Consider the following 19,397-nt stretch of genomic DNA (forward strand, 5'->3'; position numbering starts at 1 on the left):
ACTCAGGCCAGGGTGTAGGCAGTTTTGACCGCTGTGTAGAACTCGCGCGCATAAGTGCCTTGTTCGCGGGAACCATGACTTGAAGCTTTGCGGCCGCCAAACGGCGCGTGGTAATCGACCCCCGCGGTAGGCACATTGACCATCACCATGCCCGCAGCCGAGCGGCGTTTGAAATCTGTCGCATGCTTGAGGGACGTGGTGCAGATGCCTGAGGACAGACCAAAGTCGGTGTCATTGGCCATCGAGACGGCCTCCTCGTAATCTTTGGCACGAATCACAGAAGCTACCGGTCCAAACACCTCCTCCTGGTTAATACGCATGTGGTTTTGCGTCTCGGTGATTAGAGCGGGTGACAGGTAAAACCCAGGGGTTTCGCGCACCAGAAGTTCGCCGCCCGCGAACAAGCGTCCCCCCTCTTTAGTGCCCAACTCGATGTAATGCAGGTCCTGGTCCAGCTGGTCCTGTGAAGCGACCGGACCGATGTCGGTGCCAGCTTTGAGCGCGTGATCGACTTTGAGCGATGCCATGCGTTGGGCCATTGCCGCCACAAACGCATCATGAATACCGTCTTCAACAATGAGCCGACTGGAGCCCGTACACCGCTGCCCGGTGGAAAAAAACGATCCGTTGATGGCCACCAACACAGCCTGTTCCAGGTCTGCGTCATTCAAGATAACCAGCGGGTTCTTGCCACCCATTTCCAGCTGAACCTTGGCACCACGCTCCATACAAGTGATGCCAATGGCGCGACCCGTCTGTACGGAACCGGTGAAGGTGATGGCTCGCACTTTGCGCGAGGTCGCCAGCGTCTGTCCCACCTTGGAACCCGGACCCATCACCAGATTGAATGCACCTTCAGGTAACTGCCCGGCGCGGACAATGATTTCCGAGAGCGCCCAGGCGCTGCCCGGGACCAGATCGGCCGGCTTGAAGACCACAGCATTGCCGAACGCCAGCGCGGGTGCAATCTTCCAGGCCGGGATGGCAATAGGGAAGTTCCAGGGTGTGATGATGCCCACCACCCCTTCAGGCTCGCGGGTCACCTCCACATCCACGCCAGCGCGAATGGACGGTAGCTTTTCCCCGCCCAGGCGCAAGGCTTCACCCGCGAAGAACTTGAAAACCCTGCCTGCCCGAACCACCTCGCCCACACCCTCGGGTAGGGTCTTGCCTTCTTCGCGTGACAGCAGTAAACCCAGCTCGTCCCGGCGGTCGAGAATTTCCGTGCCGATCCTGTCCAGCGCGTCGGAGCGTTGCTCTGCGGTAGACTGGCCCCACCGCTTTTGCCCTTCAAACGCCGCGTTGATCGCCTGCTCAGCCTGTGCCGCGTCCGCGCGGGCGTATTCCCCAATCACGTCGTTGGTGTCCGAAGGGTTGAGGTTCAACCCGACGGTGACCCCTTCTACCCATGCGCCAGCAATAAAATTTTTGTGCAGCTTGGTACTCATGATGTGTATTTCTCTCAGTCAAATAATTGGATTCAGGTCATCAACCAGCCACCGGCGACATCGATGACCTGTCCGGTGATGAAGTTGGAATGTTCGGAGGTCAGGAACAGGCAGGCATCGGCCACCTCGACAGGTTTTCCGAGGCGCCGCAAGGGCGTCACGGCAATAACAGCTTCGTTTGCCTCCACGGGTGCGCCTGCGACCATGGGTGTGTCGATACGTCCAGGCGCCAAGGCATTCACCGTGATGCCATAGGGCCCCAGTTCTCCCGCCAGATGCCGGGTCATGCCGATCAGCGCCGCCTTGGTGGTGCTGTAGTGCGCAGCAACGATGTCCAGATAAGCCTTGCCTGCCACTGAGGACATGTTGACGATCCGGCCAAAGCGCCGCTCCACCATGCCCGGTGCCAGCAGCCGGGTAAAGTGGAAAACGCTGTTCAGATTGACATCCATCACCTGCTGCCACTCCGCCGAGTCCATTTGCCAGATGGGGGCTGGCAGGCCCTGGTGCTTGGGTGAGATCCCGGCGTTGTTGACAACGGTATCGATGGGCCCCAAAGCGGCCTCGATGCTGCGACAGGCGCGCTCGCAGTCATCAAACCGCCCCACATCCGCGGCGACAAAGTGAACCTTGTGTCCCATCCCGGCCAGGCGGGACGCCAGCGCACCCGCGTTGTCCGGCGAGCAGTCCACGATGCCGACGGCGGCTCCCTGCAGAACATATTGCTCCGTGATCGCTGTGCCGAGACCACCACCGCCACCCGTTACCAAGACCACCCGGTCCTTGTGTGTCTGTGTTTCGTCCATGTCAATCCCCTTGGCCGTGCCCTTGTTAATGCCCGAGGTACGCGCGGCGCACATGTGGGTTGTCCAACAATTCTTTGCCCGTACCGCTGAGCGTGATGCACCCGTTTTCAAGGACGTATCCCCGGTCGGCAATCTGCAAGGTGTGAAAAACGTTCTGCTCTACCAGCAAGACGGTTGTTCCCTTGTCTGCCACAGTCCGAATTACCTCAAACATCTGATCCACCAGGAGGGGCGAGAGTCCCAGGGAAGGCTCATCAAAGACGAGTAGTCGTGGGTCCGCCATCATTCCACGCGCGATGGCCACCATTTGCTGCTCGCCCCCCGACAGTGAGCCTGCCAATTGATTCAGGCGCTCTTTCAAACGGGGGAATATGGCCAGCACGCTCTCCAGGCGCTCCTTGTGGAGCTTGCGGGCTGAAGGCTTGTAGGCCCCCATCAACAGGTTTTCCTCAATCGTGAAGAAAGGGAACAGCTGCCTACCTTCGGGGATCATCGTGATGCCCAGTTCAACGATTTCGTGAGGCGCATGTGCGGTGAGCTCAATGCTGTCGAACACGATACTGCCGCTGCGCGCTTTCACAATGCCGCATAAGGTTTTAAGTGTGGTCGTCTTGCCGGCCCCGTTGGCGCCGACCAGGGTGACCACCTCACCGACGTGTACCTCAATCGACACACCTTGCAGGACTTCACTTTTGCCGTAGCCGGCCTTCACATCATTTAGTTTCAGCATGGGTGTACCCTTTTCCCAGATAGGCTTCGATAACGGCAGGATCGTTGACCACATCGGCCGGTTTGCCTTCGCGCAAGACCTGGCCAAGATTGATGACCACGATGCGATCGGAAAGCGCCATGGTGGCTTGCATCAGGTGTTCGATCATCAGGACCGATACGCCTGTATCCCGGATGCGCCGAATCATGGCGATGGCACGAACCACATCGGATGGATTCAAACCGGCCAACACTTCGTCGAGCAGCAGAATGCGCGGCCGGGTGGCCAAAGCCCGAGCCACTTCAAGGCGTTTCATGCCACCCACGGTGAGGCTGCGCGCTTCGATGTCCAGCAGTGCGGTGAGATCCGTCAGCTGCGCGACCTCTTGGGCAATCGCTTCGGCTGATTCGCGGTTGCGTGTGTGCATGAAGGCTCCCAGCATGATGTTTTCCATGACTGACAAACCTGCGAACGGCTGGACGATCTGGAACGTGCGACCTACACCGGCGTGAGCAAATGTCTCAGGTGAACGCGGCGAGACCCAGCCGTTCCCGGTCAGGACACTGATGCTGCCCTGGTCCGGCTTGATGAAGCCTGAAAGCTGGTTGAATACCGTGGTCTTGCCTGCCCCGTTGGGCCCGATAACACCGAGAATTTCTCCTTGGTGCAAGGTCAGCGAGACGTTGTCAGTGGCTTTGAGTCCACCAAATCGCTTGTGCAGACCCTCGGCACGCAAGATGGGTTGACCTTGACCGGCCACAGCCTGCTGAACAAAAGCGGTGGGAAGGACTGCGTCCCGTGTCTTGGCGCCATTAGGCAGGCGATCGATCAGACGAAGAACGCGCCCACTCAAATGCCCAACCAGGCCGCGTGGAAAAAACAGCACTACAAAGATCAGCAGCATGCCGTACACAAATCCGTGGGTGCCATTCCCAAAGGCGCTGAGCCACCCGCGGGCCAGTTCCGCAACCGGCAGGACCACCACGGTTCCGATCACCGGGCCTGCCACGGTCCCCAAGCCGCCAATCAGGGCAAACATGGCGATCTGGATCGACATCTCCAGCGAAAAGGCGGAAGACGGTTCCAGGAAGGTCAGGTACATGCCGTGAAAACTGCCGATCAGGCTGGTCAGCACCGCGGAGATCACCGCCGCCGCAATCTTGGCTCGCACGGCGTTCACGCCCACGGCTCTGGCCGCGTCTTCACGCTCCCGAACGGCAATCAGGTAGAAACCAAACCGCGATCGGCGGATCAACCAGCTGACGATGAGGGCGAGTGCAAAGAAGCCAAACGCCACCAGCAGATAAGCCCACTTTTCACGGAAGATCATCCAGGTCAGGCCCACCTGCAGCGGCACGTTCAAACCGGCAGAGCCACCGGTCCAAGCCTCTTGGTGCACGACCAGGAGGCGCACCACTTCAAGGAAGGCAATGGTGGCCAGCGAAAAGAAAGGACCACGCAGGCGCAGCGTTGGGTACGCAATGAGCAAGGCCACCAAAGATGAGACCGCCGCGCCGGCAAACATCCCGATCCACGGTGAGATCCCAAACTGCGCGACCAGCAGGCCTGCCGAATAGCTGCCTATGCCATAAAACACGGCATGTCCCAGAGACAGCTGCCCGGCGAAACCGCCAACGATGTTCCAGGCCGTTGCCAGACCCGCAAACACGCAGACCTGAATGGCCAAGTGATACACAAAGGGCGACTGTGAGGCAAACGGCACCCATAGGATGGCAGACAAGGCCAACAGGCCGATATAGACCCGGGGATTCAAGATAGGGGGCATCATGTTGATGTCCTTTATTCAGAGCCACGACCCAAACCGAACAAGCCGGTGGGGCGAACAATAAGGATGGCCAGGAAAACAAGGAAGTACACGACCTCCTTCAATCCAGGGCCGACGTAGTAACCAGCCAGGCTGTCAATCAAACCGATGAAGAGTGAGCCAATGACGGCGCCCGGCAAACTGCCCATGCCCCCCAGCACCACGATCACAAAAGCCGTCAGCACGAAATACTGCCCCACCGTCGGGAAGGCCGGGTATTGCACGGCCAGCAGACCGGACGCCAGTCCAACCAGGCCTGCTCCGATACCAAAAGCCAGCACGTAGGCCTTGTTGACGTCCACGCCCATGAGGGCGGCAGACATCCGGTTTTGGGCCAGCGCCCGGAAACCACGGCCGGTGTAGGTATGTTTGAGAAAGAGATGCGTGCCCGCAGCGACGACGACGGCAACGACAAAGGTGATGATCTGTCCACTGACGAAAGTGAAACCACCCAGCATCATGGGCTCGGTACCGAAGGAGACTTCAGCTTTTCTTATGTCCGCGCCGAACACCATCAACGCCAGGTTCAGCAAGGCCGTCGATACACCTACAGTCGCAAAGATCTGAATGTGTGGGTCGGCGGACAGGAGGGGTTGAATCACCAAGCGTTGCATCAGGGCACCCATCACAAACAGCATCACAGCCACCAGCATCGCTGATGTGTAGGGGTGGAGTCCGAAGTATTGGGCCAACAGCCATACCGCGTACATGCCAACCATTAGAAACTCGCCATGCGCAAAATTGACGACGCGCACAACACCAAAAATGAGTGTTAGTCCGATGCTGATGATTGCGTACGCACCACCTAGCAGCAGACCATTAACCAGAAGTTGTATGAAGATAGACACTGCAGCCCCTCGAGCCGAGCAAGGCATACGCTTGCACGACCTCAATGGATTTAAGAAACATCGCCTGACGGGTTATTTGAAGGCGATGGGCTTGGCCGTCGAAACAGCCTCGGGGTAGACTGTGACGAGCTTGCCGCCTTGCCACTGCATCAGGTTGGTCGATGCCAACTGGTTCTGCCCGTTGTCTGCAAACTGAAACCCCCAACCTGCAGCGCTTGTGCCCACTGGCTTGCGATAGGCCAGCACAGCATCACGTATTTTGTCCTTGTCGGTGGACTTGGCCTGAGCCAGAGCATCCAGAAATGCTTTGGCTCCCACGTAGTTCACCAGGCTATGACCCGAGCGGGGTGGTGTGCCAAATCGCTTTTGATAGGCGACTACGAATTCCTTGAGACCTGGCGCGCCAGAGTCCTTCATGGTGACCTGGGGGAAGTCAACGTTGAACACGCCTTCAATAGCTGTCCCCAATGCCTGTGATGTTTCCTGCAGCGAGTAGCCGCCACCGGCACCGATCACCGCTTTGGGCTTGTAGCCAGCACTTGCTGACTGACGGAAAAACAGCAGGGTATCGTTCTGGTAGGAGGTCTGAAGCACCACGTCTGCGTTGGCACCTTTGATCCGCAGCACCAGAGAGGACAGGTCAACACTTTTTGCGGAGTAAGGCAGACTTTCAACAACGTTCAGACCCAACCGCTTGGTTTCGTCTTTCTGGAAACCGCCCACCAAGGTGCCGTAAGGACCGTCTTCGTAAATGATCGCGATCTTCAGCGACTTCGGGTCCACCTTCATCATGGGTGCGATGACATTGATGACGGAATCGACACTGCGTTCAGCAAAGCTTTTGGCCGTAGCGTTACTGCGGAATACGTACTTGAAGCCGCGGCTGGTGATCGTGTCGGCCACTGCACCCAGTTCGAAGTAAGGCACACCGGCCAACTCTGTCACCTGCGTCGCTGCGGCGGAAATGCCCGATGCATAACTGCCAAAAATGGCGGAGACATTTTCGACCGAGGTCAGTCGGCGCGCCTCACCCACCGCTTGGTTTGCATCGACCGCGTCGGCTTTGAACAGTGTGATTTTATTGCCGTTGATGCCACCAGTCGCATTTCGTTCGTCGATGGCCATCTGGGTTCCGCGAAAACTTTCATCCCCCAAGAGGGCGAGTCCACCGCTGAACGGATAAAGAGCGCCCAGTTTGAGGTCCTGGGCATGCGCAGGCGCTGAGGCCATGACCGTCAGGCAACCCAGCGTCGTTGCCAGTCGTTTTAGATGTTTGATCATTCAAGGTCTCCTTAGAGGTCGCTCAATAATATGAAGCGTTTCATTTATTATTTGAAATAAAAATAAATACGCATAAAGTGAGGCCATATCTTAATATGAAGCGCTTCATTTGTGGAATCTTTTATGACGAGTTTTATGGGTGTTTACCCTAATCGTTAATGAATACGGGGCTATAAGCAATCATCCTAATAATCTATCCGTAAATAATGTTCACGTCCAATTTGATTTTTCGAAGCGCCATGATTGACGCTGCCAGATGGTTCAGGGCGATGAAGCTCGATCAAGTTATTCGTATCGCACCAGCAGCTTGCGAAATTGGTTGAACCAGCTGTGGGCGACTTCAACCACCCAGCGTCTGGCCTTCTTCTTGGGATTGCGCTTGAGTTCGTCAGCCTCTTGTCCTCGCACTTTGACATGAGGGATGTAACCGTGCTTCTCAATGAGCCTCAATGCAGGTGCTCCGGTGTAGCCAGCGTCGGCGCAAAGGTGTTTGTTTCTTCGCCGCGGTGGATTTGGTCTGTCGACCATTACGCCATCCAGCACAGCGCCCAGTTGCGAGGCATCATGACGATTGGCCCCGGTCACGACGAGCGACAACGGGACGCCACGACCGTCCACCAGGAAATGACGCTTGCTCCCATTTTTTCTCCCGATCTGTTGGATTGAGGCCAACGCTGTGCCGTGCCATGGGCGCTTTCATCATGGCACCATCAATGCTTTGCCATCGCCAAGCGATACCTTCCATGTCATCGTATTCGGCAAGGCCCAGTCGCCATAGGTTTTCAAAGACACCTGCCTTTTCCCATTCAAGAAACCGGGCGTGGATTGCGCTGGCGCTGCCAAAGGGCTCAGCAGGCAACGCCTTCCACTGGCATCCCGTGCGTAATACGTAAATGATTGCCTCGAAGACGAGCCGAGGATCTTTGGGCTTGCGACCACCGCCAGCCTTTCGGGTGTAGTTCTGATTTTCCAAACGCTGGCGCTGCGGGATCAATGTCTGCACCCGCTGCCAGAATTCATCTGTCACTTCACAGGATTTGGCCTTTGTCATCATCACTCCAAACGCAGTTCTCGCGCTTGGATGGTGATTATCCTTTATTTACGGATGGGTTATTAGCCGTCTTTGTTATCGGGTCGTGCGCTCACCAGCCAGGGCGTGTACTGCCACAGATAGATCAGGAAGGCCGCACTCCAGGCACTTGCTGATGCCAGCAGGGCGTAGCTGTAGAGGGAGGGTGCCAACATCGGCAACAACACGCGCAGCAGCGCGGCGATCATGATCAGCACATAGGCCGCAAGCTCGGGTGCATCTGCCGTCAGCGGTCGGCCGGTATGACCCCGCGCCGTGCGCGTCATCATGCCAATGATCAAGCCACCGGTGGCGCCCACGCCCAGCGCATGGACCCCGAGTGATGCTGGCATCAGGCCCAGCTGCGCCAGTGCCAGCAAGCCCAGGCCCAGCGTAAGCCAAAGATGCGACGCGTGCAATATCCACAAAATGGGGCGGCCCAGGGTGGCCAGCGGATGCCAGCGCCATTGGCGCACCAGGTTGAGCGCAAAGGCCAGAGCCAGCGTGGCAGTGGCCAGACCAGTGTGCCATTCGGTCACCCACAACACCATGCCAAGGGCGGTGGCCGCCAGGGCAACGCGATCCAGCCAGGGCAGTGTGACAATTTTGAGGTTCGGCAACGCGCTGGTGGTGAAAAATGGCACGACGCGCCCGGCCATCACGCATTCAATGATGACGATGAACCCGAGGGCGGCATACAGGCTGCGCATTGGTGCCAGCTCGACCAGGCCATTGGCGGACAAATGGAAGGTCAGGTTGACCAGTGTCAGCAACAGCAAAATGAGCGCCAGCGGCACGTTGCGCCAATTGCGCGAGCGGATCAGTAAACGCAGAAAAATGAGCCCGACGATGGGTAGCAGCGCCAAATCCAACACTGCAAAAACCGCGTAGGGAGCGAGCAGCGAGGCCACGCGTGCGCTCAACCATAACAAGATCAAGAAACCCAAAGTGGGGCCGCGCGGGGTTGCCAGTCCGGTCCAGGTCTTGCCTGCGGTCATCAGAAAACCCACGATGACCGCGATGGCAAAGCCAAACAGCATCTCATGGGCGTGCCAGAGCACTGTGGGCGGCGTGGGTAGCCAGCTGACGGCACCGAGAAAAGCCGCGATCCAAAGTGGCACGATCAAGGCCGCCAGTAAAGCTGCACCGAGATAAAACGGGCGAAAAGCCAGTCGTAACCAGGGCATGCCATGGGGTAGGGGAGCGGCAGGTGTTTTGTTTGATGCAAGGTCTGTCATGCTTACTTTCTTGTGTTGTTTTCTGAGGCTATGGTTGGGTCTGTTGGTGCGCTGGCTGGTGCCAGTTGCTGCTCACCCCAGGCCAGCCAGTCTTCGCCAAACAATTCGGACGGATGCGGCGAACGCTCGTTGGCGCAGGCCATGGCATTGATGGCGCAAAACTGGTCGCAACCCCAGCAGATGCGCTCCGGGTTGGCCGGATGGATGGGAAATTTCTTGGCCATATCAGACTTTTGTGGGTTCGTTAGCGCGGAATGATGAAGGTGGATTTTTCCTCTATCGCCACAAGCTTGCCCTGGTTTTTGGCTTCAACCCTGAAGCTGATCGGGTTGGCTTTGCCTCGGTAAGCTTGGGCAGTGTCAGCAGCCAGGGTCAGGCGGATGGTGAGCGCCCCAATGCCCGTGGCCGGCACCTGCAGCACAGGGTCGGTCACCAACGTCAAGCCCGGCAGGCCCTGCACGCTGGCGCTATAGGTTTGCGCGCGTTCGGTGGTGTTCATGACCTTGAGGCGATAGATGTTCTCAATATCACCATTGCCAAGCTCGCGGGCCATGCTGCCGCGGTCCTTGATGATGTCCACGGCAAAGCCCTTGCGCGTGGACAAACCACCCACAAAGAGCGACACAACCAGCAGAAACAGCACGCCGTAAAGCCATACGCGTGGCCGCCAGACCCGTTTCACCATCTGCCGGGCGGTCAACTTGTCAGCGATACCCTTGCCCGATGAATAGCGGATCAAGCCGGTGGGGTAATTCATTTTGAGCATGACTTCGTCGCAAACATCAATACAGGCGGCGCAGGCAATACATTCGTTTTGCAGTCCGTTGCGAATGTCGATTCCAGTCGGACAGACCTGCACACACAGCGTGCAGTCAATGCAGTCACCCAGGCCCAGCGCCTTGGGGTCGGCAGCGCGTGCGCGTGAGCCCCTGGCCTCACCCCGCCCGGCATCGTAGGCGATGACCATCGAGTCCATGTCGGTCAGGGCGCTCTGAATGCGGGCATAGGGGCACATGTGTTTGCAGATTTGCTCGCGCAAATAACCCGCGTTGCCGTAAGTGGCCAAACCGTAAAACAAGACCCAGAACCATTCCCAGGGTGAAAACGACAGCGTTAGCAGTTGCTGCACCAGATCAAGAATGGGTGTGAAATAGCCCACAAAGCTAAAGCCGGTGAACAAACCCAGGCCGATCCACAGGACCTGCTTGGCGCTCTTTCGAACTATTTTTTCAGCGCGCCAGGGGCCTGCATCCAGACGCATGCGGGCCAGACGATCGCCTTCGGTGACACGTTCCAGCCACAGAAAAATCTCGGTATAGACCGTTTGTGGGCAGGCGTAGCCACACCAGAGCCGGCCCGCCACCGCAGTAAAGAAAAAAAGCGTCAGGGCTGCCAGCACCAGCAAAACAGCCAGGTAGATCAGATCTTGCGGATGCAGCACCAGGCCAAAAATAAAAAACCGGCTACCGGCCAGATCGAACAAAACAGCCTGTCGCCCGTTCCACTGCAGCCAGGGGAGGCCGTAAAAAACCAGTTGGGTAACCCAGACCATGACCCAGCGCAAGCGGGTAAAAAACCCGCTTACCGTGCGCGGATAAATCTTGCCCTGCTCGTCGTTTAACGAAAAAACGATGCCCGTACCTGCATCAAGCGGGACTGGCTGGATCGGGATGATTTTGGATGTGGCAGGTTTTTGCATTACTTCTGCGCAGTATGGGCTTGTTTGGGTACTGGCATGGGTGGAATTCTTTAAGAGGAGTATTGTATGAATGTTATTTTATCCTGATAATAGATACATTGAATGAATCTTTGTTTTACCCAGGTCTGACTTATGCGCCTCACCCAATGGACCGACTACACCTTACGTGTTTTGATGTATTGCGCTGCCTGCCTGGATCGCACCAAACCGATAACGATCACCGAGATTGCCGAGAATCATGGTATTTCGCGTAGCCACCTGACCAAAATTGTGCAGCAACTCGCCGCGCGCGGCTGGTTGGAAACAACCCGTGGACGAGGCGGTGGCATGCGCTTGGCTGTACCCGCCAAAGACCTTTGTCTGGGCACTGTCGTGCGCGCCACTGAAACTGACTTTGCTGTGGTCGAGTGCTTTGATCTGGCGTTGAACCAGTGCCGGATGAACCAGAACTGCCGACTCAAAGGGGCCCTGAATCAGGCGACGCAAAGCTTTCTGGCAGTGCTGGATAACATCACGCTGGCAGATTTGGTGGCACCGGTTGTCAGCGTTGGCAACATGCCAAAAACAAGGCGCCTGCAGCTGATTCCAGGTCTGCCGGGCACATCTGTTTGAGTTAAACCCGTTGCTGGCTTAAAGCAAGCCTTGTTCTGTGGCCATCACGGCAGCGTGCACCCGTGAACTCACCCCCAATTTGCGCAATACGTGTTGCACGTGAATTTTGACAGTGGTTTCCACAATGCCGTGCTCGCGCGCGATTTCCTTGTTGCTGGCGCCTCGGGCGATGCCGCGCAGGATGTCAAGCTCGCGTGGTGACAGGCTGGCCATGGCTTGCGCCGTGGGAGTGCTGCTTTTGACAGAGGGGGGTGCAGTCGAAGTCACTGCGGCCGCACCTGTTCTAGTGATGGTGTTTTTGTAGGCAGAGATCAGCTTGCCCATCATTTCTGGCGCGATGATGCTGTCCCCCTGGACGGCACGGTGCACTGCCGCTGTCAGGTCGTCGCCTTCCATGTTCTTGAGAAGGTAGCCGCTGGCACCACCATGCAGGGCCGCAGCCAGATCGTTTTCGTCTTCGCTCACAGTTAGCATCAAAATACAGGCGTTGGGTGCTGCTTCAAGGAGCGAAGGCAGGGCCTTGACACCGCTGACACCGGGCAGATGGTTGTCAAGCAGGATCACATCGGGCTGCAGTTCCCTGGCTTTTCGTAGCGCTTGCCCGGCATCTGCTGCATCGTCCACCACCTGCAGACCCGTGTCGCGTGTCAGCAGGGCGGTCAGTCCGCGGCGAAAAAGTGTGTGGTCGTCGACCACCAGAATCCGGATGGGCGTGCTTTTGATGGATGTGTTGGGCATGTTCAGGCGGTGGTTGCAGTCATGTCTGCTTTCAGGTTGTCCATGCGGGCAGCGTTGGTGGTGCTCGGGTGTGATGGCGGTGTGAGGGTCAATATGACCGAACTGCCACGCGTTGGTGTTGACATCACCTCGATTTGCGCGCCAATGCGCTGCGCCCGCTCGGTCATGATGCGTAAACCAACATGGGTCTCGTCGAATTGATCGGTATCCGGATTAAAGCCGATGCCGTCATCGCGTACTTCAAAGCGCCAGGTGGGTTGTTGCTGTACATCCAGCCAGGCTTGCGACGCATGGGCGTGTTTGCGTACGTTGGACAGCGCTTCCTGCACAATGTGCAGCACCTGAATTTGTACGTCGGGAGCCAGCGGCAGACCCTGCCCTTGCATCGTCAACGTGGTTTTGATACTGCTTTGATGTTCAAATTTCTGCAAGGTAGTGGCCAGCGCGGGCTCAATATCTTCGGTGTTGGTACGGGTTCTGAAGTGCAGCAGCAGTTCACGCACGTCACCATAACTTTCACGCACTCCCGCGTCGATTTCTTCCAGGATTTTGGCAATCTCGGTTTCGTTGCGGGTCTTGATGGCGTCGCGCATCAATTGCACCTGGATTTTCAGGAAAGCCAGCGATTGGGCGATCGAGTCATGCAACTCGCGCGCCAACAGGTGACGCTCCTGCGATACGGCCGCTTCTTTTTCCAGGGCATTGAGGCGCAGGTTTTCCATACCGCTGGCCAGGTGGCTGTTCAGCGCCTCCAGCAGCGAGCGCTCTGCAGGTGTTGGCGTGATACGGGCGTGGTAAAAAAGATCGACCTCGCCCATCAGGTGCTGGTGCAGGCGCACCGGCAGGGTGATGACGGTTTCGAACCCCGCCTTGTGGCAATGCTTTAACGGTGCGCTGGCGTCATCACGGATCGGAATGACGCGAAAGTCTGAATCCAAAGTGGCTGAGCCGCAGTGGCAATCGCCGGTATTGATACACTGCTCGTCGTCGATCATGCCTGCAGACAGACCGTGGGCAGCCAGCATCAGGTGGCGCTGACCGCCCTGATTGGACCAGCGCAACGCAACGCCGTCAGCATGAGAAATCTTGGCCAGACTCTTGGCGAAATCCTGCGCCAGTGCATCCAGCGAGGTGGCTTTGGACACCAATGCCGTGATCTCGTACAGGCTCTCCAGCCGATCCGATTTTTCTTTCAGCAAAACGGTTTTTTCAGCCACCTTGGCTTCCAGGTTTTTGTACATGGATTGCAAATGCTCGGCCATGCCATTGAAGCCATCGGCCAGGGTGCCAAATTCATCGCTGGAGACCCGCTCCACGCGTGCATCAAAATTTCCCTGCTGTATTTTTTCAATGACTTGTTTCAGTTGACCCACCGGCTCCAGCACAAACAGATAGCCGGTATAGAGCAATACCGTGGCCCCCACCACCACCGAAGCCAGCATGCTTATTTGCAGCAGGTGCAGCAGTGCGGTCCATTTTGCAATGTGCACCTCGATGCTGTTGACGAAGGCATCAATGTGGGATGCAAATGCGACGGTGTCAGCCCGCAGGTCGCCAAAGCTTGTCTGCTTGGCGTTGATCCAGCGTGCCTGGTAGGCTGTCCAGTTGTTCTCTACCACGGCAAAGTGCTGGTTGGTGTCAGTGTCCCATGGCACAAACAGCGGACGCTCAGGGTCGCCTTGCCTGAGCGTCATCAGGCTGCGGTTGAATTCGGCGATTTGTTCGGGGAGTTGGCTAGTTTCCCGGGTACCGATGGACAGCGACATGCGGTAAGACTGCATGCGCATCCGCCCTGCCTCGTTGACCGCCGCGGCACCACCATCCAATTGCCAGGAAACCCACAGCGTGGCCACAGTTGCCATGAAGATCAACAGCAAAAACGGTGCTCCCACCATCAGCAGTTTGGTGCCCAAATTCCAGTGTCGTTTGATCATCATGAACTCAGCCGTCCTTGCCGTCGAGTCGGGTTTGCAACAGCCAGGGGCTATAAATCCACAGGTAGATCAGAAACGCCGCGCACCAGGCGGCGGCAGCCAGTATGAGTGTTGCCATGTAGAGCCCGGGCCATAGCAGTGGCACCAGCACGCGCAATGCGGCCGCTGCCATGACCAGGGCATAAGCGGCCACTTCGAGGCGCGACAGCGCCAGTGGCCTGCCGGTATGGCCGCGCGCCGTGCGTGTCACCATGCCTATGATCAGGCCGCCCGTGGCCCCGACAGCCAACGCGTGTACGCCAGCAGACACCGGAATCCAGCCCATTTGGGCCAGCGCCAGCAGCAGCAAACCCAGTGCAATCCAGGCATAGGCGCCATGCAATATCCACAAAATGGGTTTGTGGCGTGTGCGCAAGGGGCGCCAGCTCCACAGCCGTATGGCGTGCAGGCCGGCCGCTGCCAGCAGGACCAGCAACCCCCAGACTCCTGCCGGAGCGAATACCCAGAGCAGCAAGCCCAGGGCGGTCAGGCCGAGCGTCAAACGTTCCTGGTTGGCTGATCTCTGGATGCGCAAACCGGGTGTGGCGCTCATGGTGAAGGCGGGCACCACACGTCCGGCAATCACACTCTCGATCATGATGATCAGGCCCAAGGCAGCATGCAGCGGGGTCATGGCCGGCACGTCGAGCACACCCAGGGTGGCCAGATGAAAAATCAGGTTGGCGGCGGCGAGTAAGGCCAGGATCAGCGCCAGTGGCAGGTTGCGGTAGTTTTTGGCACCCAGCAGCAGCCGAGCCAAAATGCCGGCCACCAGCGGCAGCAAGGCCATGTCCAGCAAAGCGTAAAGCACGCCAGGTCCGGTCAATGCGGCGATACGCGCGCCGAGCCAGAGTAATGCTAAAGCGGCCAGCGATGCGCCGCGTGGCGTGGACAGTCCGGTCCAGTTTTTGCCTGCCGTCATCAAAAAGCCAATGATGATGGCCACCGCAAAGCCAAACAGCATTTCATGGGCGTGCCAGAGCAGGGCGGGAACAACCGGGCTGTTTGAGATACCGCCCATGAACAGGGCCACCCAGAGCGGCACCGCCAGTGCCGCCACCAGCGTGCCGCCCAGATAAAAAGGCCGGAAACCCAGACGCAGAAAAGGCAAGCCCCTGGGTTTTTGCGCGGCGGCCTTGACTTCGTAAAAAATGGGGAGCGGGACAGATTCCATGTGTTCAGCTTGCAAAATAGACCCAGTTTGCCATTAGGCGGCGATCCTGGTCAATCAACCTTAACACACCGCAAAAAAAACTTGGAATCTCAAAGGTCTCCTTGTCAAACCCTCAGGCCTGGCGTTCAAAAATCGCAGCGATGCCCTGACCACCCCCAATGCACATGGTCACCAGCGCGTAGCGTCCGCCAATGCGCTCCAGTTCATACAAAGCCTTCACCGTGATGAGCGCGCCGGTGGCGCCAATCGGATGCCCCAGTGAAATGCCTGAGCCGTTGGGGTTGACCTTGGCGGGGTCCAGGCCCAGGTCGCGGCTGACAGCGCAAGCCTGGGCGGCAAAAGCCTCGTTGGCCTCGATCACGTCGAGATCATTGACGGTCAAGCCGGCTTTTTTCAGGGCCATTTGCGTGGCCGGTACCGGGCCGATACCCATGTACTTGGGGTCAACGCCAGCGTGCGCATAGGCCACCAACCGGGCCAGCGGTTTCAGGCCGCGGGCTTTAGCCGTGGCTGCTTCCATCAACACCACGGCCGCGGCAGCATCGTTGATGCCCGATGCATTGCCGGCAGTGACCGTGCCGTTTTCCTTGAGAAAGGCAGGCTTGAGCTTGGCCAGATCGGCCATTGTGCAGTTGGGGCGGTAGTGCTCGTCGGTGTCAAAAACCACGTCGCCCTTGCGGCTTTTCAGTGTCACCGGCATGATCTGGCTCTTGAAATAACCGGCTTCAACGGCGCGCTGGGCACGGTTGTGGCTCTCCATGGCCAACGCGTCCTGGTCGGCGCGTGTGATGCCCCATTTGGCGGCAATGTTCTCTGCGGTCACGCCCATGTGGATGGTTTGGAACGGGTCGTGCAAGGCACCCACCACCATGTCCACCATCTTGGTGTCGCCCATGCGTGCGCCCCAGCGCATGTTCAGGCTGGCATAGGGCGCACGGCTCATGGCTTCGGCACCGCCGCCAATGGCAATGTCGGCATCGCCGAGCAAGATGGACTGGGCTGCCGAGACAATGGCCTGCAGGCCCGAGCCGCACAGGCGGTTCACGTTGAAGGCGGGCACACCCTCGGCACAACCGCCGTTGATGGCCGCCACCCGCGACAAATACATATCCTTGGGTTCGGTATTGACCACATGGCCAAAGACCACGTGGCCGACTTCGTCACCCTTGACCTGGGCGCGGGTCAGGACATCGCGCACGAGCTGGCCCGCAAGTTCGGTCGGTGCCATGTCTTTCAGGCTGCCACCATAGGTACCAATGGCAGAACGGGCGCCACTCACGATCACTACTTCACGGGTCATCTCATATCTCCTCGGGTTAATAAATAATTACAAAGCCATCTTAGCGCCGATTACTGACAAAAAACCAACGAATTTAGAGACCACCTTGTTAATCTCGTTCAGGCGTTGTCGCGGACATCGGCCACCACTTGTTGGCCGAAATCGGGGCGCGCCAGCCATGCGAGCACGCGTCTGGCGGCTTCGCCAGGCGTGGTCAGTTGGCCAGTTGCCTTGAGTTGCACAAATCCGGCCTGATCCGGGAAGCTTGCGGCATCGGCGCTGCGCAGCTGCTCCTGCATGTCGGTATCGATGACACCGGGTGCCAGCGAGCAAACCAATGCCCCATTGGCCAGGCGGGCTTCTTCCAGCGCCAGACAGCGCGTGAAATGGTCCATGCCGGCCTTGGCTGCGCAGTAAGCTGCTTGTGATGCCATCGGCCGGCGGCCCAGACCCGATGACATATTGAGTACCTTGCGCGGCACGGACCAGCTTGCGGTGGCACCCAGGAATGACGCAGTCAACAGCATTGGAGCCTCCAGGCCGACCCGCAACGCACGGGTCAATTCGGCAGGCTCGGAGGCACTTAAGGGCGCAATGGCAGGGATCACACCCGCGTTGTTGATCAGGGTGGCACTTTTGAGCTGCAGTGGGTCCAGGCTGTTCAGCCAGACTTTGAGGCAAGCTGCTGCGTGTTCCGACTCCGACAGGTCCAGGGCCCATTGTTCCAGCAGGCAATTTTGCTGTACTGCCAGCGCGTCCAGGGCAGGGTCCGGACGGCGTGAAATGCACAGCAAACGATGTTCACCGGCCAACAACTGTTCAGCGATGGCCAGCCCCATGCCGCGGGAGGCGCCAGTCAAGATAAATAAGTGGGTTGTCATGTATTGCCGGCTCAATTGATAGAGGTCAAATTTTCCCAGATCAAGGTGGCTATCATGAATCTCAACCCATGTGGTTGCATGACAAGGAGAAAAAAATGCAGGTTCAAATTCACACCGATCACCATATTGAAGGTACGGACGCCATGAGCAAATGGGTCAGCAGTGCGGTACAGGAGGCACTGGCCAGATTCAGTGGCCAGATCTCCCGCGTTGAAGTCCACCTGAGTGATGAAAACGGCGGCAAAAAAACAAGTCCTGAAAACAAGCAGTGCATGCTGGAGGCCCGGCTTGATGGGCATCAGCCGCTGGCCGTCAAACACCACGCTGCCAATCTGAACCAGGCACTCGATGGCGCCGCCGACAAATTGCTGCGTCTGATTGAAAACACCTTGGGTCGCACGGCACGCGTCTGATTTCTTAAAACGGCGGATCGCTCACAAACACCATGGTTTGCAGACTGACGGGGTGCGTCAGTTCAAGCCGGGTGGCGTGCAGCAGCAATCGATTGACTTTGGATAAGCTTGCGGGCATGCCATACAAGGTGTCACCCAGGATCGGATGCTGCAGGGCTTGCAGGTGCACGCGCAACTGGTGCGATCTTCCGGTGACAGGTTCGAGTTCCAGCCGCGTTGTTTGTTCTTTTACGTTTTGACTGAGCACACGCCAGCGGGTGTGACTGGGCTTGCCTTGCGCGTCAATGATGCGCTTGGGCCGATTCGGCCAATCCAGCCAGATTGGCAAATCAATGACGCCCCAGTCTGTGGCGGGTGGCGTCAGCAAACCGTCCACGATGGCCACATAACGCTTGTGTACCTGCCGCTTGGCAAAGGCATCGTTCAAAACGCGCTGCGCCAATGCCCCGCGCGCCATGACCAGTAGGCCCGAGGTGGCCATGTCGAGCCGGTGCACCACCCGGGCATCGACAAAATGCTGCTGTACCCGACTGCTCAGACAGTCCTGTTTGTCTTCGCCCTTGCCGGGGACACATAACAGGCCGGCTGGTTTATCCAGCACCAACAAGGCTTCGTCGGCAAAGAGAATACTGAAGTCAGGCAAAGGTATGCGGCGTGGTCCGCTTAACGTGGTGCGTTTTTCAGTTTGCCGCGCACAGGCACCACGGTGGTGATGGTGGGACGTACCGCATCCGCCGACACGGGCTTGGGCGGCGAGGTGTCCTTCTTGGGTTTCTTGACCATTTTGTTGTTGCCCTGTTGACCTTTTGCCATGATGTGCTCCTGTTTTGCTCGCTTGTGCAGTTAATTAAAGTGTGGGTGGGCTCATTATCGGCTGGCTTGGTTAGACCTGGGTCATCAGCCCGGTTTGAGTGCGTTGAGCTTGCGGTACAAAGAGAAGAGCGCTCACTGATGCCCAGTCGGGAGGTCAGTTCAGCGCGACTGCCCGTGATGGTATCCATGCTTTTTGTCACTTCAACTCGAAAGTCTGGGCGCTTCCTTGGTTCAAGGCGACAGATGGGTGGCGTTATCACTGGCGGACGGTTCTATACTTCCTTTTGAAAAAGAACGGGTTCATGTGCTGAGCACGCCGGACATGCGCCAAACTGCCTGAGGTTTGGATGGCATGACCGCTTGTTCTGTGGTGGCTTGTTGGCCGTGACGGCCTGTTCGCACCAGCCCCTCCGGCTGAGCCTGAACTCTTGTGGGACGTTGTGACCCAACGTGTCTTTACTTTGCCTGATGAAACATTTTTGTTTGCCAGCCATACACAGCGCACGCAGTGAGCAGCGTACAGGAACAGCGCCACTGGCCCCTGTTTTTTGCAGGCCTGACGCGTGACGAATTCCTGGCGCAGAGGGCAGC

At 57.8% G+C, this 19,397-nt stretch carries 18 protein-coding genes and 1 pseudogene; 2 read left to right on the forward strand and 17 right to left on the reverse strand.

Annotated elements, in window-relative coordinates:
• Positions 1-2: 2 nt before the first annotated feature.
• The 10 genes and pseudogenes from NDJ10_RS00550 to ccoG form a co-directional block, all read right to left on the reverse strand.
• A complete protein-coding gene (locus NDJ10_RS00550; RefSeq protein WP_296159405.1) occupies positions 3-1,436 on the reverse strand; it encodes an aldehyde dehydrogenase family protein in 1,434 nt (477 codons plus the stop codon).
• A 44-nt stretch (positions 1,437-1,480) separates the two neighbouring features.
• On the reverse strand, positions 1,481-2,254 hold the full coding sequence (locus NDJ10_RS00555; protein WP_296159406.1) for an SDR family NAD(P)-dependent oxidoreductase: 774 nt from the start codon (positions 2,252-2,254) through the stop codon (positions 1,481-1,483).
• 25 nt (positions 2,255-2,279) lie between these two features.
• The gene (locus NDJ10_RS00560; RefSeq protein WP_296159092.1) at positions 2,280-2,984 is read right to left on the reverse strand and encodes an ABC transporter ATP-binding protein; all 705 of its coding nucleotides are present in this window, start codon (positions 2,982-2,984) and stop codon (positions 2,280-2,282) included.
• Positions 2,968-4,752 (reverse strand): branched-chain amino acid ABC transporter ATP-binding protein/permease, encoded by a 1,785-nt coding sequence (locus NDJ10_RS00565; RefSeq protein ID WP_296159093.1) that lies wholly within the window; start codon positions 4,750-4,752, stop codon positions 2,968-2,970. The genes NDJ10_RS00560 and NDJ10_RS00565 overlap by 17 nt, the downstream gene beginning before the upstream one ends.
• An 11-nt stretch (positions 4,753-4,763) precedes the next feature.
• Positions 4,764-5,636: a branched-chain amino acid ABC transporter permease gene (locus NDJ10_RS00570; protein WP_296159407.1), complete on the reverse strand. Its 873-nt coding sequence runs from the start codon at positions 5,634-5,636 to the stop codon at positions 4,764-4,766.
• A gap of 72 nt (positions 5,637-5,708) precedes the next feature.
• Positions 5,709-6,917 carry an ABC transporter substrate-binding protein gene (locus tag NDJ10_RS00575; protein ID WP_296159094.1) on the reverse strand — a complete coding sequence of 403 codons (1,209 nt, stop codon included), beginning with the start codon at positions 6,915-6,917 and terminating at the stop codon, positions 5,709-5,711.
• Positions 6,918-7,110: 193 nt separating this feature from the next.
• Positions 7,111-7,971 (reverse strand): annotated as a pseudogene (locus NDJ10_RS00580) (IS5 family transposase).
• Between the two features lie 59 nt (positions 7,972-8,030).
• The gene (locus NDJ10_RS00585; RefSeq protein WP_296159095.1) at positions 8,031-9,224 is read right to left on the reverse strand and encodes an NnrS family protein; all 1,194 of its coding nucleotides are present in this window, start codon (positions 9,222-9,224) and stop codon (positions 8,031-8,033) included.
• Positions 9,225-9,226: 2 nt separating this feature from the next.
• Positions 9,227-9,448 (reverse strand): DUF3079 domain-containing protein, encoded by a 222-nt coding sequence (locus NDJ10_RS00590; RefSeq protein WP_296159097.1) that lies wholly within the window; start codon positions 9,446-9,448, stop codon positions 9,227-9,229.
• 20 nt (positions 9,449-9,468) lie between these two features.
• Positions 9,469-10,923: a cytochrome c oxidase accessory protein CcoG gene (ccoG, locus tag NDJ10_RS00595; protein WP_296159098.1), complete on the reverse strand. Its 1,455-nt coding sequence runs from the start codon at positions 10,921-10,923 to the stop codon at positions 9,469-9,471.
• 132 nt (positions 10,924-11,055) lie between these two features.
• Between ccoG and NDJ10_RS00600 the strand changes: the two genes are divergently transcribed.
• The gene (locus NDJ10_RS00600; protein ID WP_296159099.1) at positions 11,056-11,535 is read left to right on the forward strand and encodes an Rrf2 family transcriptional regulator; all 480 of its coding nucleotides are present in this window, start codon (positions 11,056-11,058) and stop codon (positions 11,533-11,535) included.
• 18 nt (positions 11,536-11,553) lie between these two features.
• Here the strand turns inward: NDJ10_RS00600 and NDJ10_RS00605 are convergent, their stop codons facing one another.
• The 5 genes from NDJ10_RS00605 to NDJ10_RS00625 form a co-directional block, all read right to left on the reverse strand.
• Complete coding sequence (locus NDJ10_RS00605; RefSeq protein ID WP_296159100.1) at positions 11,554-12,273, reverse strand: response regulator; 720 nt, start codon at positions 12,271-12,273, stop codon at positions 11,554-11,556.
• A gap of 2 nt (positions 12,274-12,275) precedes the next feature.
• The gene (locus tag NDJ10_RS00610; protein ID WP_296159101.1) at positions 12,276-14,210 is read right to left on the reverse strand and encodes a type IV pili methyl-accepting chemotaxis transducer N-terminal domain-containing protein; all 1,935 of its coding nucleotides are present in this window, start codon (positions 14,208-14,210) and stop codon (positions 12,276-12,278) included.
• Positions 14,211-14,214: 4 nt separating this feature from the next.
• Positions 14,215-15,420 carry an NnrS family protein gene (locus tag NDJ10_RS00615; protein WP_296159102.1) on the reverse strand — a complete coding sequence of 402 codons (1,206 nt, stop codon included), beginning with the start codon at positions 15,418-15,420 and terminating at the stop codon, positions 14,215-14,217.
• A gap of 112 nt (positions 15,421-15,532) precedes the next feature.
• Positions 15,533-16,720: a beta-ketothiolase BktB gene (bktB, locus tag NDJ10_RS00620; RefSeq protein WP_296159103.1), complete on the reverse strand. Its 1,188-nt coding sequence runs from the start codon at positions 16,718-16,720 to the stop codon at positions 15,533-15,535.
• Positions 16,721-16,818: 98 nt separating this feature from the next.
• Positions 16,819-17,580: an SDR family NAD(P)-dependent oxidoreductase gene (locus tag NDJ10_RS00625; protein ID WP_296159104.1), complete on the reverse strand. Its 762-nt coding sequence runs from the start codon at positions 17,578-17,580 to the stop codon at positions 16,819-16,821.
• A gap of 95 nt (positions 17,581-17,675) precedes the next feature.
• On the opposite strand from NDJ10_RS00625, the gene NDJ10_RS00630 reads away from it, so the two are divergent.
• On the forward strand, positions 17,676-17,993 hold the full coding sequence (locus NDJ10_RS00630; protein WP_296159106.1) for an HPF/RaiA family ribosome-associated protein: 318 nt from the start codon (positions 17,676-17,678) through the stop codon (positions 17,991-17,993).
• 4 nt (positions 17,994-17,997) lie between these two features.
• Here NDJ10_RS00630 and NDJ10_RS00635 read toward each other — a convergent pair whose 3' ends face one another.
• Positions 17,998-18,636 (reverse strand): RluA family pseudouridine synthase, encoded by a 639-nt coding sequence (locus NDJ10_RS00635; protein ID WP_296159107.1) that lies wholly within the window; start codon positions 18,634-18,636, stop codon positions 17,998-18,000.
• Between the two features lie 20 nt (positions 18,637-18,656).
• Positions 18,657-18,806 (reverse strand): hypothetical protein, encoded by a 150-nt coding sequence (locus NDJ10_RS00640; RefSeq protein WP_296159108.1) that lies wholly within the window; start codon positions 18,804-18,806, stop codon positions 18,657-18,659.
• Positions 18,807-19,397 lie beyond the last annotated feature (591 nt).

Origin of the sequence: Rhodoferax sp. (assembly GCF_023700745.1) — a bacterium.
GTDB lineage: Bacteria > Pseudomonadota > Gammaproteobacteria > Burkholderiales > Burkholderiaceae_C > Rhodoferax.

Bases quoted from the DNA above. Each gene is read 5' to 3' on its own strand.
- NDJ10_RS00555 (WP_296159406.1), bottom strand. From the start codon at position 2,254: ATGGACGAAACACAGACACACAAGGACCGGGTGGTCTTGGTAACGGGT.
- NDJ10_RS00560 (WP_296159092.1), bottom strand. From the start codon at position 2,984: ATGCTGAAACTAAATGATGTGAAGGCCGGCTACGGCAAAAGTGAAGTC.
- NDJ10_RS00565 (WP_296159093.1), bottom strand. From the start codon at position 4,752: ATGATGCCCCCTATCTTGAATCCCCGGGTCTATATCGGCCTGTTGGCC.
- NDJ10_RS00575 (WP_296159094.1), bottom strand. From the start codon at position 6,917: ATGATCAAACATCTAAAACGACTGGCAACGACGCTGGGTTGCCTGACG.
- NDJ10_RS00585 (WP_296159095.1), bottom strand. From the start codon at position 9,224: ATGACAGACCTTGCATCAAACAAAACACCTGCCGCTCCCCTACCCCAT.
- NDJ10_RS00590 (WP_296159097.1), bottom strand. From the start codon at position 9,448: ATGGCCAAGAAATTTCCCATCCATCCGGCCAACCCGGAGCGCATCTGC.
- ccoG (WP_296159098.1), bottom strand. From the start codon at position 10,923: ATGCAAAAACCTGCCACATCCAAAATCATCCCGATCCAGCCAGTCCCG.
- NDJ10_RS00600 (WP_296159099.1), top strand. From the start codon at position 11,056: ATGCGCCTCACCCAATGGACCGACTACACCTTACGTGTTTTGATGTAT.
- NDJ10_RS00605 (WP_296159100.1), bottom strand. From the start codon at position 12,273: ATGCCCAACACATCCATCAAAAGCACGCCCATCCGGATTCTGGTGGTC.
- NDJ10_RS00610 (WP_296159101.1), bottom strand. From the start codon at position 14,210: ATGATGATCAAACGACACTGGAATTTGGGCACCAAACTGCTGATGGTG.
- NDJ10_RS00615 (WP_296159102.1), bottom strand. From the start codon at position 15,420: ATGGAATCTGTCCCGCTCCCCATTTTTTACGAAGTCAAGGCCGCCGCG.
- bktB (WP_296159103.1), bottom strand. From the start codon at position 16,720: ATGACCCGTGAAGTAGTGATCGTGAGTGGCGCCCGTTCTGCCATTGGT.
- NDJ10_RS00625 (WP_296159104.1), bottom strand. From the start codon at position 17,580: ATGACAACCCACTTATTTATCTTGACTGGCGCCTCCCGCGGCATGGGG.
- NDJ10_RS00630 (WP_296159106.1), top strand. From the start codon at position 17,676: ATGCAGGTTCAAATTCACACCGATCACCATATTGAAGGTACGGACGCC.
- NDJ10_RS00640 (WP_296159108.1), bottom strand. From the start codon at position 18,806: ATGGCAAAAGGTCAACAGGGCAACAACAAAATGGTCAAGAAACCCAAG.